The 16336-nt window shown below is 43.1% G+C and carries 9 protein-coding genes; 1 reads left to right on the plus strand and 8 read right to left on the minus strand.

What is annotated here, in order from left to right:
- Positions 1–48 precede the first annotated feature (48 nt).
- A complete protein-coding gene (locus tag RIC07_RS14805; protein ID WP_446395199.1) occupies positions 49–2973 on the minus strand; it encodes a response regulator in 2925 nt (974 codons plus the stop codon).
- 73 nt (positions 2974–3046) lie between these two features.
- On the opposite strand from RIC07_RS14805, the gene RIC07_RS14810 reads away from it, so the two are divergent.
- Entirely contained in the window at positions 3047–3172 is a 126-nt protein-coding gene (locus RIC07_RS14810; RefSeq protein ID WP_446395200.1) for a hypothetical protein, read from the plus strand.
- 4 nt (positions 3173–3176) lie between these two features.
- Here the strand turns inward: RIC07_RS14810 and RIC07_RS14815 are convergent, their stop codons facing one another.
- The 7 genes from RIC07_RS14815 to RIC07_RS14845 form a co-directional block, all read right to left on the minus strand.
- On the minus strand, positions 3177–4361 hold the full coding sequence (locus tag RIC07_RS14815; RefSeq protein ID WP_446395201.1) for a SpoIIE family protein phosphatase: 1185 nt from the start codon (positions 4359–4361) through the stop codon (positions 3177–3179).
- Between the two features lie 14 nt (positions 4362–4375).
- Entirely contained in the window at positions 4376–4759 is a 384-nt protein-coding gene (locus RIC07_RS14820; RefSeq protein WP_446395250.1) for a response regulator, read from the minus strand.
- A 251-nt stretch (positions 4760–5010) separates the two neighbouring features.
- Positions 5011–10470, minus strand: coding sequence for a trifunctional serine/threonine-protein kinase/ATP-binding protein/sensor histidine kinase (locus tag RIC07_RS14825; protein ID WP_446395202.1), 5460 nt, complete (start codon positions 10468–10470; stop codon positions 5011–5013).
- 86 nt (positions 10471–10556) lie between these two features.
- Positions 10557–11816 carry an RNA-guided endonuclease InsQ/TnpB family protein gene (locus RIC07_RS14830; RefSeq protein ID WP_446341723.1) on the minus strand — a complete coding sequence of 420 codons (1260 nt, stop codon included), beginning with the start codon at positions 11814–11816 and terminating at the stop codon, positions 10557–10559.
- Positions 11817–12034: 218 nt separating this feature from the next.
- Complete coding sequence (locus tag RIC07_RS14835) at positions 12035–13117, minus strand: amidohydrolase family protein (RefSeq protein ID WP_446395203.1); 1083 nt, start codon at positions 13115–13117, stop codon at positions 12035–12037.
- A gap of 25 nt (positions 13118–13142) precedes the next feature.
- Entirely contained in the window at positions 13143–15458 is a 2316-nt protein-coding gene (locus tag RIC07_RS14840) for a TOMM precursor leader peptide-binding protein (protein ID WP_446395204.1), read from the minus strand.
- Between the two features lie 125 nt (positions 15459–15583).
- Positions 15584–16198, minus strand: coding sequence for a hypothetical protein (locus RIC07_RS14845; RefSeq protein ID WP_446395205.1), 615 nt, complete (start codon positions 16196–16198; stop codon positions 15584–15586).
- Between the last annotated feature and the right edge of the window lie 138 nt (positions 16199–16336).

The raw sequence follows: 16336 nt of genomic DNA on the forward strand, positions 1-16336 counted from the left end.
CTACTCAGAATAACAGATTCAACCTTAGACTGCAACTTGGTATTAACGCTATTGTGGTCGTGTCCTTTTACAAAGTTTAATGTAATTAAGCGCCGCTCTATCGCGCCAATTAATTGCTACAATATGTTCAAATATTTTCAAGGCTACATCAATTTTATTTTGATTAAAATTAACGATTCCTGCTTCAAATGTGGTTTTAGTATTTTCTTTGAATTGGATAATATACTCCGGTTCTGCATCAAAAATTTCAAAGACTGGAACCAAACGTTTTTTGCCTTTAACCTGTACCTGACCGATAAATCGATAGTGATATTGACTTTGATCCTCTAAACAAAACAAAGTATAACCACTAATTAAAATTGATGCCCCGTAGATTTTGGTCAAATCTTCTAAGCGTGATGCTAGGTTAACCGTATCAGAAATGACTGTAGTTTCCATGCGCTGCTGTTCCCCAATGGTTCCTAACATCAAACTGCCTGTATGTAAGCCAATGCCAATGGTAATCGAGGGATACCCTGCTTTTTCGCGATCGCGGTTATAGCGTGTCACTTGTTTTTGAATTTCAATCGCCGCTTTTAAGCCATCATCAGCAGTCTGGGGAAACAGTGCCATGATTGCGTCGCCAATGTATTTATCAATAAATCCCTGATGCTTACGGATAATTGGTCCCACTTGTTTTAAATAAGAATTGAGAAAGTTAAAATTCTCCTGGGGAGACATACTTTCTGATAGAGTCGTAAAGTTGCGAATATCCGCAAACATAATCGACATATCCTGCTGCACCTGATCCCCCAACCGCACATCCACAATGCTTTCATAGCCCAAAAAGCGGAGAAATTCCTGGGGAACAAAGCGCCCATAGGCTCTATTGATATTCGATAGATGTAGGTGAGTCTTAATCCGGGCAATCAGTTCATGCTTGGAAATCGGTTTAGTTAAATAATCATTCGCTCCCAAACTCAACCCTTCCACTAAATCTGAGACTTGTTCCTTCGCCGTCAACATAATAATTGGTACTTCAGTGGCTGGGAAGCGTTGGCGGATTTTTTGGCAGACTTCGTAGCCTGACATTTTGGGCATCATAATATCTAGAATCACCAGATCTGGTTTAAATCCCTGCTCAATTTTGGCTAAAGCCTCCATCCCACTGGTAGCTTGAACAATGGCATAATTGTGTACAGATAAGTGATTAGTCACCACCTGCAAATTAATCGGTTCATCGTCCACCACTAAAATCGTGAACTCACCAGTTTTAGACATCAGGGGCAACGGTTCACTGGGAAAAGGATTGCTATAGTCCCGCACTTTAGTGATGTCCGTCTTGTATTCTAATGAAGATGCAATCGGTTGGGAACTGAGGGGAAGCATGAAAACAAATCGCGACCCTTGACCCAATTCTGACTCAACTCGAATCCTACCGCCGTGAAGTTCAATCAGTTGTTTGGTAATACTTAATCCTAATCCTGTTCCCCTAGAGGGATGGGAAACCGAGGCATTAAGTTGTTCAAAGGATTTAAAAATATCCTCGAATTTATCCGGGGCAATACCAATCCCCGTATCCGCCACCGTTATTTCTGCCATATTTTGTTGCTGGGTGGCTGACACGGTAATGGAACCTGATTCGGTAAACTTAATCGCATTTCCCACTAGATTGTACATGATTTGTTGCAACCGATTCTCGTCACCATCAATGCCAGGGAAATCTGTGGAGATTTCATTGTTTAATTCAAGAGATTTACCCTGAATCAGGGGGCGAGATAGGGTAAGTACCACTTCCGTGATTTGGCGAAAGTCCACCGATTTGCGGTGTAATTCGATATCGTGGTTTTTCAGTTTGGCGAAATCCAAAATATCATTAATGAGGCTTTGCAGGCGCTTCCCACTAGAAACAACCATTGCCAGATTCGCGATTTGCACTGGAGACAGGGAACCCGCCGCCCCGTCGATGAGGGATTCAGTAATACCAATAATGCCATTCAGGGGAGTCCGTAGTTCGTGGGAGGTATTGGCTAAAAACTCATCTTTGAGTTGGTCTAGGCGCTGCAACGCCGCATTTTGTTGTTCTAAGGCTTGGGTAAACTGAAGCCGTTCTGCTTCAGCTTGCTTGTGGAGACTGATATCTTGAAACGCCGCGATCGCATAAACAATTTCACCCTGTTCATTATAGATGGGAGTTGCCCAGACTTCCAAGGGAATCACTTGATCCCCGCGATGAATTTCCAGATTCTCCACGGTGACTTGTTCCCCCTGTAAGGCTCGCACGATGGGGTTTTCCTCGGTGGGGTAGAGTTGATTGGTTCCCGCGACGTAGATTTTATAAGCTTGGGACAACTCTTCAACCGTTATACCAGGTATCATCCCTTTTCCGACAAGTTGTTGCGCCCGTTGGTTTGCATAGTGGGATTGACCCTCAGCATCAACGACAAATAAGCCTACGGGTACAGCTTCTAGAAATTGTGCCAACTGTCTTTCACTCGCCCGTAACGCCTCTTGGATGCGCTTGCGCTCAATGACTTCTTGGCGTAGATTTTCTAATAAGTCGGCTTGTGCCTGCTGTGCCAAATACTCCTGCTGTTGCGCGGCTTTGAGCTGTTGCACATGGTTTAGGGTTTTATGGGTGGTAATGTCTAAATCTTGGAAATCAATGGGTTTAGTCAGGAAGTCAAAGGCGCCCAGATTCATGGCTTTGCGGATATTTTCCATATCCCCATAGGCAGAAAGAATCACAGCTTTAGTGGTGGGATAATCTTGGGCGAGGTGTGTCAGCAAGGTTAACCCATCCATTTCGGGCATATTGATATCGGTTAAAACCATATCAATATCCGGTTGGGCGTGCAGTTTTTCCAAAGCATCTACACCATTCTGGGCGAAAATAAACAGGAGTTCCTGACGCCGAATTTTTTTTCTAAACTTCTGGCGGATTAGGAGTTTTAAATCAGGTTCATCATCGACAACCAGTATTTTTGCTGGCATTGTTTTTGCCTGATAAGGATTGACTGTAGAGACGCGCCATGGCGCGTCTGGGGAGATGGGGGAGATGGGGGAGATGAGTAAGTTAACTCAAAACTCTACCTTACCTATTGCCCATTGCCCATTGCCCATTTCCTGTTCCCTGTTCCCAATTCCCGATTCCCTGTTCCCTGTTCCCTGTTCCCTGTTCCCTGACCAATAACCAATCACTGCTGCTTAAGAATAAGTAAGGTAATATCATCATGAACTTTCTGGTTTCCAATATGCTGCCACACTTGGTCAATCACTGCCTGTTTAATCTCACAGGCTGACTTGTGCCAGTTGTTGCTTAAGACTTGACACAGCCGTTCTAGTCCATATTGCACCCCATTGATATCTTCGGCTTCAGTAATCCCGTCGGTGTAAAGGACAACTCCATCACCGGGATACAATTTTACGGTTGCTTCCGCCACAAAGTCGGCAATCGCCTCTGCCAAACCAATCGGGAACCCCAAATCAATCGTATCAATTCGCTCAATCCTACCCTCAGAGCGTAGCACAATCATTTGTTCATGTTGTCCACTCACCGTTAGAGTCCCCTGATGATAGTCAATTAAGGCGAGGCTTAAGGTCTTATCGCAGCGCATTCGGTGCAGGTTGTGGTAAATCGTTTGGTTGAGGGTACTTAAAAAATTAACCGCGTTTGTCTCATTATTCACCAGCAATGTCCGCACCGCTGTTTGTACCATCAGCATCAGGACACCACTGGCTAACCCATGACCCGTGATATCGCCGATGCCAATTTTCACCCTGCCATTGTGTTGCAGTACGTCGTAATAGTCTCCCCCGACTTCATCTGCTGGTTGCATATACCCAGCGATATCGAGTCCCTGAATTTGACGCAGTTCTGTCTCTGTAGGCAACAGCATTTGTTGCAGTCGTCGGGTAATATCGAGTTCGGTGCTAAGGCGGAGGTTTTCGGCTTCTAAACGCTTGAGATAATTTTCTTGGGCTAATGCTTGTTTGATTTGCTGAACGTGCTGAAGGGTTTTGTAGGTGGTAATTTCTAAGTCTTGAAAATCAATGGGTTTGGTGAGAAAGTCAAATGCCCCTAAATTCATCGCCGCTCGAATATTGTCCATATCTCCATAGGCGGACAAAATCACGGCTTTAATCATAGGATAGTCCGCCGCCAGTTTCATGAGCAAAGCTAACCCATCCATGTTGGGCATATTAATATCGGTTAAAACCATATCAATATCAGAGTCAGCCTGTAGCTTTTCCAGGGCGTGCAAACCATTACAGGCAAAACTAAACTGGAGTTCTTGTCGCCGAATCTTTTTTCTAAATTTTTGACGGATTAGGGGTTCTATGTCGGGTTCATCATCGACAACCAGTATTTTGGCTGGCATTGGTTTTCAGTCTGCTAATTTGTGGATAAATTAAAGATTTTTTCCTTAAGTTGGTCAAAGTCAACGGGTTTATGAATATAATCATCGGCTCCGTATTCTTGGGAAAGGCGATAGTTTTCGTCGTCGCCGTAAGCCGTAATCATGAAAATTTTTAAGTTTGGGAATTTGTTTTTGATTGTTTTAAGTAATTCTAAGCCGTTTATCTCTGGCATATTAATATCTGAAAGAATCAAGACAACACAATTTTGTTTTTTACTTTCCATTTCAAGATAGTAGAGGGCTTCCTTGGCTGAGAAAGCAAAGTGAAATTCAATTTTGCCTTGTCTGATCTCTTTTCTAAATCGTTGTCGAAACAACAATAAAACATCTTTTTCATCATCGACTACCATGACTTTCATCATTTTTACCTCTCAATCAATATGGATTAAGATAAGCTGTTCGGCATTAAACCCTTAATCTCAAGAATTGCGAAATTTTTGTCTGTCGTGGGAGCATCTTGATCGTTACTAAGCATCTTGCTCACGACCTCTACCCACTTTAAATACATAACAGCTTAAAGGCTGAGAGTAAAGGACAACCTGAATTAATTATAGGGTAGTTTGGGTTCGTAGTCAGGGCTTTAGCCCTTCAAGACGCGCCATGGCTAGACTTATCGCGGCAAAATCAGCTTAAACTCGGTATACTCGCCCAATTCGGTTGCTACTTTAATCTCCCCTTGATGCTCTCCCACAATGATATCGTGACTAATGGATAATCCCAAACCTGTGCCTTGACCTGTGGGTTTGGTGGTAAAGAAGGGGTTGAATATTTTATCTCGGATTTCCGCTGGGATGCCATTGCCATTATCTCGAATCCGAATTTCGATTTTATCGCCTAGATTTTTGGTAGTCACGGAGAGTGTAGGGGTAAAGTCTGTGTCAACAGCTTTTTTCTTGTCATGGGCAGCATAACAGGCATTATTGATGACATTGAGAAAGACTCGACTAATATTCTGTGGCACAATATTAACTTGACCAATGGTAGGGTCATAGTGGGTTTCAATGGTGATGTTGAATGAGGAGTCTTTGGCACGCATTCCGTGATAGGCTAGATTAACATATTCGGCTAGAAGTGTGTTGATATCAGTAAGTTGTCGTTCGTTCCCTTGACCCCGTGAATGCATCAGCATCCCGCGCACAATATTGTCGGCGCGTTTGCCATGTTCGTTAATTTTTTTCACGTTTTGTTCTAAGTCACTGAGAATTTCTTCGATGTATTCTGTGCTTTCCGGATCTAATCGTTCTTTTTGACTATCAAGTTCTTCTAAGAGTTCTTCAGTTAACTCGGCAGAGAGTTCGGCGAAGTTATTAACAAAGTTTAAGGGATTTTTAATTTCATGGGCAATCCCGGCGGTTAATGCACCGAGGGAGGCGAGTTTCTCTTGGGCGATAATTTGAACTTGGGTGGCTTTTAGTTTTTTCAATGTGACGGAGAGTTCCTGATTTTTGTCTTGGAGTTCCTGGGTTCTTTCATCGACTTTAATTTCCAGGTTACGGCTATAGGCTTCGAGTTGTTGGTAGAGGCGAGAATTTTCGATGGAGATGGCGGCTTGGGCGGACAGAATTTTTAAGGTTTCGACTCGTTCGGGTGTAAAGGCGTCGGTGGTGAGGTTATTTTCTAAGTAAAGAATACCTGTCAGTTTGCCTTGATTGAGGAGGGGGGTGCAGAGGATGGATTTGGGGTGAGTGGTGACAATATAGGAATCGCGGGTAAATTGTCCTTCATGGGTGGCGTCATTGAGGACAACATTCTCCTTGGTGTGGATGACGTAGTTGATGATAGCGGTTGACAGCAGGGGCAATTGGGTGTCAGGATCAACAGCATCTACAGGACGCGATCGCAAGATATTAATGGCTTCTGAATCGACGATACCTTCGGCTTCAATTACCCATTTCCCTGGCTCACTCTCTGGCTCAATTTGGGAGTGTAAAATCAGAAACCCTTTCTGTGCGCCTGCATTTTCTATGGCAATGTTCATCAGTTTAGCCAGTAACTTATCCAGCACAATTTCACTGGTAAGGGTTTGCGAAGCTTTCATCACCGTTGACAAATCTAAGGCTTGAGCATTACCCCCCGATGTAGAAGTTCGGGTGCTAATCCCTTTACTTTCAGTTCGATGGGTTGCACCGACTAAAATTTGCGGATAGTCTGCTTCCAAGGCTTTGACTTTAGCTTTAGCACCCCAGCGCGTGTAGCAATGGTGGGCGTTTTTTAGGTAGAATTGACCGATTTCGTCTCTCCCTAGGGAGAAATAGAACTCCGCCGCACGTTCATAAGCGATGGCTTCTTCATGGATGAACCCTTGTTCCCTAGCACCACGAATCGCGCGATCGTAACGTTCCATTGCGGGAATTTGTTGACCCAAAACTCGCGCTTTTTCCGCTTCCACGAGTTGGTATTTATTGTGATAGTTAGCTGGAGCATATTCAGCCCATTTTTTTAGCTGTGCTTGATTGGATAAAACTTTCTTTAGCTTTTCTTGTTTTTTCTGTTCGTCAGATTGAAGACAAAGAGCCAAAAGGGTAAGAGAATAGTAGAAATTGTGTTGGGGATAAATAAGATAGGCGGATGAACTTTCGCCATACGGGTCCCCCTGTTCTGCTGCTTTAAATGCCTGATTGTACTGATTGAAGCCATAAAATAAAACTGTTTTGGCTAAACAGGTAATAAAAATTAGCCAGTGGTTTTCACTCTGAATCCATTCTTGCAATAGAGTATCATCGTCTTGATGGGAATTGCTGAAAATGGTTCCCCATTTACTTGGGTCTTCTTCTAAGAAACCCAAGCCAATTTTTATCGATGCTTTTATGTAATAGATAGAATAATCTTGCTTGAGTCGCACAATCAAATCATGATACTCTATGTAGTTAGACTCAAACTCTGCCAAATTGTAACCAGAAAATATGGGAAATAGGCAACAGCTCACGGCATGATAACAAGCAGTTGGTAGGTCACCAACTTCTAGGGCGATGTGAACACCTTCCTGTATTTGTTCAAGTTTTATCGCCCTATACGGCTCTTTCCAATGCCGAACAAATGCGTTATTATAATGGGTGGTTAGTGCTTTAAGTTCTCGAACATTAAATTTGTCCAACAATCTTAAGGACAATTGACCAAACCGATATCCAGTCTCAATATCTCTCATCGCGCCACACAGAAGCTGAGCATAAAAAATATAGACGCCAGCCGCTAAATGAGGATTGCCATATTCGATACAGAGCTTGACTGATGTTAAGGTTATCAGCGGATACAATAGAGGATTGGTAACAATTACAGCATCGGTGACAACGATTAAAATTCTTATGGCTGCAAGTTTATAGGGATCGGTCATCTCTGGTAGATTTATTAAGTCTTCAATCTGTCTATCACCCAACAGTAACTCTATGGATTTCTGTTCATATTTAATTATTTTGTGACTTGTTTTTTTGGGAAAAAATATGCCAAGCTTTGCCAAGACATCAAGGGCTGTATTTATCTCCGACTGAAACTGAAGTTGAGCATGATAGGATTGAATTTTTAGCTCATATACCTTAACTTGATCGAGAATTGTTTTGGCTTGTTCTAGGACAATATTAGCAATATTTTGCGCGGCTTTGAATTGGGTATTTACGACCTTCGCCTCCACAGTTTCTACATAAAGTTCTAAAGTCAAGTCATAGTGATTTGTCCAGCTATCGGATGCCAGAAGTCCTAGACCCATCTCTAAGTAACTTAGGGCAGGTTCATAAGCCGCCGCCGCCTTTGCTTTTTTTCCAGCTATTAGATTTAATTGCGCTAAATTATTCCGTTCTGCCTGATGACTAATTAATTCAGCACCGATATTCAGTGAATTAACGATATCAAAAATATTTTCTTCTAAATTCTCTGGATTTGTATTTTCCAGTAATAATTTGCCCACTTCTAGGTGAACTTCTTTTTTCTGGGCTTCTGGAATCAATGCATAAGCGGCTTGTTGAACTCGGTCATGCAAAAATTTATAAGCAGTGGAGGATATATCCTGGTCGCGGATAGCCGATAAGTATTCATACTCTCTATTCGACTCATGATTGTCTTGCCAAAGCAGAGGAATTTTATAATCCTTACTTAGAGGCACAATCAAGCCTTCCTGAACGGCAGTCCAAAGGTCTTTTGCCGTGTCTGACCATGATTTTTTATGGACAATAGAGAGAACCCCTAAATTAAATTTATTACCAATGCAGGCGGCTAACTTCAATGTTGTTTGCGTATGATTATCAAACGTTTTAATTTTATCAATCATTAATTCAACAACGTTATCCGTTATTCCAATCCCGCGAATTTGTTCAATATCCCACTGCCAGCACCCCAACGTTGAATTAAACAGAAAGAGTTTTTTATGATGCAGAGACTTAAGTAACTGCGTCAAGAAAAATGGATTGCCGTTGGTTTTATTTGCCAGTATCTCAGCCAGAGGTGTTGACCGTTCCGGCAAGCAGTTAAGGGTGTCGCTAATCAACTGGTTGACATGATTAACCTGTAAAGGAGAAAGGGTAATAGTGCTTGTTTTTGCCCCCATTTTATTGATTTGTTCCCAGGTCACCATCAGCGGATGAGTGGCACTCACTTCATTATCGCGATAGGCACCAATCATCAATAAATATTGGCTATCCGGGTCAGTGATCAGTAACTCAATTAGCTTCAACGATGCTGAATCTGCCCACTGTAAATCATCGAGAAAAATAACCAGGGGGTGTTCTTTCTTCGTAAAAACACCAATAAAATTTTGAAAAACTAAGTTAAAACGGGTTTGGGACTCAGTTGCCCCCAACTGAGGCACTGGCGGTTGTTTGCCAATAATCCGTTCGACTTCAGGAATGACATCAATGATCACTTGACCATTACGCCCTAGGGCATCTAACAACTTCTGCTTCCAAGTTTTTATTTGGGTGTCACTTTCTGTCAAAAGCTGGCGAATTAATTCCTGGAAGGCTTGAATTAAAGACGCATAAGGAATATTGCGTTTAAATTGGTCAAACTTACCGGAAATAAAATAGCCTCGCTGTCGGACAATCGGCTTTTGCACTTCATTCACTAACACTGACTTACCGATACCTGAATAACCCGCCACTAAGATCAACTCAGTTGCCCCTTCACTAACTCGCTCAAAGGTATCTAAAAGTTGGTGAATTTCCGCCTCCCGACCATAGAGTTTTTGCGGGATTTGAAACTTATCGGAAATATCCTGTTGACCGAGAGAAAACTGGGAAATTTCACCGCTAGTGCATAGTTGATGCCAACAGGTTTCTAAATCTGCCTTTAGTCCCCAAGCGCTTTGGTAGCGATCCTCTGCCGTTTTTGCCATCAGTTTCATGACAATATCTGAAACCGCTTTCGGTATTTTCCCTGTACCCCTGTCCAGAAGATCGGGTGGCACAGGTTTCTTAGCAATATGACAATGTACCAATTCCATAGCATCCTTTGTTTCAAAGGGGAGTTGGTGAGTCAGCAGTTCATAGAATGTAACACCCAGGGAATAAAAATCTGTGCGGTAATCAATGGATCGATTCATTCTTCCGGTTTGCTCCGGAGAAATATAGGTTAACGTTCCCTCTAAGTGATCGATATTGCGGTTGGTGGGGTTCTCTTGCGATAAAATCGTAGAAATCCCAAAATCGATAATTTTAAGCTGTCCCGTTTTGGGGTTATAGACAATATTAGATGGGTTAATATCCTTGTGGATGATATTAGCCGCATGAATCGCGCCCAAACTCTCAGCTATCTTAATGGCAATAGTCAAGAATTCGTCCAGTGGAAACTGGCGCTCTCTCGTCAAGAACTTTAAGGAGTCACCGCCAAAATCCTCCAACAGCATGACGAGACTATTCTGATATCGTTGTAAGTGATAGGCTTTCACCACACCCTCCTGATTCAGAGAACGGGTAATTTCATATTCTTGTTTATATCGGGTCAATTCTTCTGGAGTAGGATAATCGGCTTTAAGAATCTTAAGAATCAGGGGTTGGCGATCGCGATCGCGGATAGCTCGATAGACTAAGGAATTTGCACTTTCGTAGAGTTGGGCGCTAATTTGATAACCAGTAAGGGTATTCATCGTGGGAGTTGCAGCAGATGTGTGGTTATAGATGTTGTGACATCCTCCTACACCAAATCAAAGATTATGGTGTAGGCTTCCTCAAATCACTTTGAAGATTTCCTGGTTACTCCCTTTTGGGATTTCGCCACTTGCCTAGATTGAGTTGCCTCAACCCCCGGTAGATCGACTGCACAGGCAGTTTCCTTTCCCGCAAGTCCTGCGGTACTAATTTGCTCTATTCCTCGGTTTCTAATTATCTGACCACTAGCAATATCCCTATCGGTTTTGTAGCCGCAGTGAGGGCAATCATGTACCCGGACACTTAGGTTTTTTTTGACTTCACCTTTACATTCAGGACACTCCTGAGAAGTGCCTCTGGCATTAACAACACCAAAAAACTTCCCTCGTTTCCAACACACATATTGGGTAATGGTGCGGAATTGACCAAAACCAGCATCAAGCATCTGCTTGCCCAACATCCCTTTGGCACTAACTCTATAGTCTAAATCTTCCATGAAAACCATATCGCCAGCATCACAAAGGGTGTGAGCTTGTTTGAAATGAAAGTCTTTTCTAATGTTGCCAATGTGGTGGTGAAGTCGAGCAACCTTGAGCCGTTGTTTCTCGTGATTTTTTGACCGCTTCTGTTTCCTAGACAGTCTACGTTGCAGCAATCTAAGCTTGCTTTGTAGTGTCTTAAAAAACTTAGGTGGTTTGACAACAACGCCGTCGCTGGTCGCCAAAAACTTCTCTAGTCCCACATCTACCCCAATTGGGTGTCCGTGAGGTTTTGGGTCAGGGACATTGACATTACATTGAATGTTGATTGACGCATACCATTTATCGGCTTTGCGTATAATTCGCACCTGTTTTACTGTAAACCCAGATGGAATAGGACGGTGCAGGTTGATTGGGATTGTCCCTAGTTTTGGCAGCTTGATATGAAGGTTCGTTACTGGGTTCTCCTTAAATTGAGGGAATAGCAATGACTTAAACTGCCCAACCTTCTTAAACCGAGGAAAGCCAAATTCACGAGATTTAAAGTAGTCCCAAGCTTTATGCAGTTGCTTTATTGCCTGTTGCAGGACTTGAGAGGGAACCTCTTTCAATTTGGGGTATTCCTTCTTAGCCTTTGGCAAATTGTTAAGTTCCCTTAGTTCACCGGGAAATGGGGTATCTGCTGGGATGATATACTCATGCACCAGGGAACATCTATCAATCAAACATTTGCGACTATTGCACCAATCCTTTATTTCCCTCAATGCATAGTTATAGGCACTGCGGCAAGTTTCCATCCACTCAATCAACTGTTGTTCTTGAGAGGTATCTGGATAGATTCGGTAACAATAGTTAAATGTCAGCATACCTCTATTATATAACATTTATTAGTTAGTGGCGTACTATTAAATGTTAATTTCAGGGATATTGAATCCCTAAAATTCACTTGGGGGAGTTGTGTATCCCAACGCTGAATTAAAATTACAGCGTGGGTCTTACAACTCCCCCAAACCCCCTGCTAAGATAAAACAAGGTGCGTCAGCAACAGCTTAACGCACCCTCACCTGTAGTTATACAGATTGTCTTATTCTAGTCCGTAAAAACGAACGGGGTTATCCCAGAGGATCTGTTTTAGGGTTTTCTGAGATAGTCGCTCCTCCAGCGCCAGCATTTTCTCCACAATATTCATCTGATGATCAATATGAGGGTAATCTGTACCAAACAGGAGGTTATCGCAGCCGATAGACTGAATCACCCAATCCAGATAAGGTTCAGAAGGTTCAATCGCGACAAAGCACTGGCGACGAAAATACTCCGATGGCTTCATCTTCACATTATCTTGTACCTCCCAGTGCAGATTCTCATATTCTTCATCCAGTCGCCATAGCCAGTAGGGGAGCCAACCACAACCAGACTCCAGAAACCCTACTTTGAGATGGGGATGACGCTCTAACACGCCGCCTTCAATCAGAGCCAACATTGCCATCATCTGTTCCATGGGATGAGAGCAGGCGTGTATACCAAATTCCGTGTTAAATCGATCCACTCCAGTAACCGACAGGCGACTATGAGCCGCCGCATGTAAACCGACAGCTATTCCTAATTGTTCACACTTTGTCCAAAACGGTTCGTAGGCGGGATCACTTAACAGTCGCCCCTTAATTGGGGTAGGGTGCAAAAAGACAGCTTTCCAGCCAAACTCAGCGATGCGATCCAGTTCTGATACCATGGCTTCAGGAGCATGAAGATTAATCGCTCCCACACCTTGAAGAAGTTGCGGATCATAACTACAAAAATCTCGTAACCAATTATTATAAGCGCGGGTCAATGCGCCAGCCAATTGCGGTTGCATCGTATCAACCCCAAAAACCCACAGTCCGGAGTTTGGGTACACAAACGAGACATCAACCCCCATCTGTTTCATGGCTCGGACATGAGATTCTGAGTCAAAACCATTGAGTACAGCCATCGGATGCATCTCCATCATTTGCTGTGTGGCTTCCTGGCGAAAGTGATCCGGTATTTTATTAATAATGGCTTCACCTTTAATTTTCATGTCCGGCGATGGTGCAAAACTTTTAAATGCCGGTTCCAGGTACTTCGCCCACATATCGGGGGGTTCGGTTATATGAGAATCAACATCAACGATTTGATATCCGTTAAACATAAGCCTCTACCTTAGGTAATTTGCATTACATCCACATCGGAAACGGGTTAAACTGATTTTCCAGAAGCGGTTCTGATAACCAACCCAATTGCACAGGAACCTGATCAAGTCGTCCTGAACCTAAGCGTTTCCACCAGTGGCGCATTCCCGGAACAATCACTTTGACTACTTTGAGTCCAATATCAGGACGAGTTTGATCCAGTACCAGCATTTCCATCCCCTGTTGCTCAACAATTTTCTGACAGGTGATGATATCCTCTAACAGATCATCATTGCTAACTTGGGGATAATCCGCCCATACTTTTGTCGCAACCTGCTCATCAGGCGCTAAATAAAACTGATTTTTCACTGTCGCGGTTTTCCACCAGTTTAGAGCCAAAGGATCAGCCGCCGCCGGATATTGGGTACTGCCATCTGCATTTGCCGATAAAACCCCAGGCAGGATTTGGTTAAGTTCGGTTAAGGCTCTTTGAATTGCCAACTTCGGATCAAAATGAGCGCCGTACCCTAAAACAATATCTTCCACGTCTCTATCGGTACGGCGAGTAATGGCGGCAAAAGCGGGAATACCCAAATCATTGGTAATATCCAGAACCCAGAGTTCACGATTCAGGGTTTGGTAATAGTCCTGAAGCTGTTTAAAATAAGGCTCGCTGAAACTGTCCAAATCAACCTGGGGTCTATTGATCTGGTTGTACCACCACAAGGCAACACAATCCCGCTCCACCAACTCCATAAACCCTTGCAAAATTGCTTCTTCTATCGTATTGCCAGCCGCACAACCATTAGAGTCTGCCCAACAATCGGGTTTTTCAGGTTTGGGATAGCCATAATAACAGTAAGCCGTGGGCAGATATTTAAACCCTTGATTGGTTAATGACCAAACTGGAGTCCACTCAATTTCTCGTTCCTCGTCAAAGGGTTCTGGAACCTTTTGAAACCAACCTGAACAGCGTTGATTCCATTCCTGGCGGTTGTCGTATTGCTGTTGGCTAAAATTCATACAGGCATTGGGATGAATCGCTTTATCCCCCAGTTTTTGGTAACTGGATGTTTGCCGAATTTCGTCTCCTTGAAAGACACCAGAATACCGTTCAATCGCTTCGCCAAACGCACTTGCCCGGGCTTGGATATCGGTTCGACCTTTCCCCGCACTTCTACCTCCAATATTTTGGCGTAAGTTGTTCAAATCATCAAACATTGTGGCAAAATGATGCCGCGCCAAATACGTATGGGTTAAACCCTCTGACCCTTGGTAGAGTTTACGGAGTTCTCGTACCACTCCTGTCAGGGGACTCATCTGATGTTGATGGTTTCTCAGGGTTTCTTCGGGAGAAAAACAACGATGTCCGCCGTCTGTGGTGAATGTTTTTTTGCGGTGTCCCAGGACAATGGGCAAGGGTTTACCCTTAAACCGATTTAAGATTACACCACAACTGGGACATTGGGGACGCTTAACTAGAATATGATTTTTGGTTTCCAGAGAGAGAGGATCATGGGTGACTAATACGCCTTCTAATCGTTTATTCTCTCCCTGGACAATCCATTTAAACAGTTCAGTGGCTGCCATTCCCAACCCAGTTTGTAAGGTAGCGGGAAGAGAACCAAGTGGGGGGATTAAGCGATGAGAAATATCGTTGTGTCTTCGGATAAATTCAGCAACGGGTCTATTCCCTCGCAATCGTTGCGCTAGACAGTCCCAGCACCCAGTTTTTCCCGGATAAAATATAGGACCGACCAAAAGGATTGTTCCTACTGGTTTGACTAGCATCCAAGGGCGCGATCGCTCTAAGGCTTTTTGATTGAAACTCTCTAGTCCTTCTTGGAGGTAGTCATTGGTTAAAATGACTTCGATATCGCCGTCTTCAGCTACTTTAATATCTAGGGATTCCAGAGTGGAAATGAATTCCGATGTTGGCAGATTATCCCCAAAGCTTTTTACCGCTACTTTCGTCGTTTGTAACCGACGGTAGGCTGCTTTGGGATCGATATGCAAATGTTCGCAGAAGATCGTAAAATCAGATGGTAGGGACTGATCATTGTCTACAATGTAACCCTTCTCAGCCATCTGCATCAAGACATAGCGACTTTTGACGCTGGCATTGAGAGTATCTTGAAAAAAGGTTGCCGCTTCTGCTAGAGATGCTTCCTCTGGTAATAGCTGGAGTTGAATTTTCTCAATAATATCCTCGGTCGTATGATTTCCATCTAGCCAAGGTGTTAGCTGTTGAATGAGGTTGTCGTGAAGCCAAAAAGAGCCTCTTTCTGATAAAAAAAATACAGTTTCTTTCTCGCCGTTTCTAACTAAATAATGAGCTTTAAACTTCGGCTTTTTTAACATATTTTTGTTCGATTTAAGCCAATTATGTTTTCTCCACAAATCCCTTAAATTTAGACTTCGTAAAGAGGTAGAGTGCCACCTCTTTACAGACTCCTTCCGTTAATTAGATTCAACCAAGTTACGCTCTAGCAACATGTTGGTGGGATATAAGGATAAGGAGGAAAGACGGTATAGGTTTTACCGTCATGTTCGCCGATTAGCAAGTGACCCTGTTGGTCTGTAACATCTTGCGCCACCCAATCTTCTAATTGTCCTAAAGTAACTGTTGATTCCCCTAACTCTGGTCGTGGCGGATAGGGGATAACGATATTAAAGTAAAAGTTGTTGCCTTGTCCTTGATCGATCCACGGCTGTTTTATATCATCGAGAGAACCTTCCCAAGTTTCCCAGCTTATCGAGAAGCTATAAACTTTCGTTAATTCATACTCATCAAATATCGGTAACTCATAGTCATGAAAAATCGCCAGCATGAGTTTTCCGAACTCTCCCGTTCCGTCATCGCCTAACAACTGTTTTAATTTACCGTCAGCCGAACCATCATCTCCTCGAGGATCAATAAAAATGTTCTTGAGGTGTAGCGCTATCTCATCTCCCATCCATGATCGGGCAACAAGTTGGGAGAGTTGTTTGCCTTGTTTCATCAATTGATAGATAAACGGCTCACTCGGATGAGATATATTTTCTTTTTTTTGTCCCTTTACTTGTTGCCAGTTTTCTAGAAAACTCTTGCTTATTTTCATTTTTTTATTTCCGGTATAATTTGGTTTTATGTAGCCTTGCCCAATGGGAAAAATTCGCTAACTGATTCGTCCTAGCCCAGATGATAGTGTTTTGATTAATCTTTTGTCAAGATAAAATGATTTTCTCAGGATTGGAGT

This window comes from Coleofasciculus sp. E1-EBD-02 (assembly GCF_040218245.1).
In the GTDB taxonomy this organism is placed as follows: domain Bacteria; phylum Cyanobacteriota; class Cyanobacteriia; order Cyanobacteriales; family Coleofasciculaceae; genus Coleofasciculus.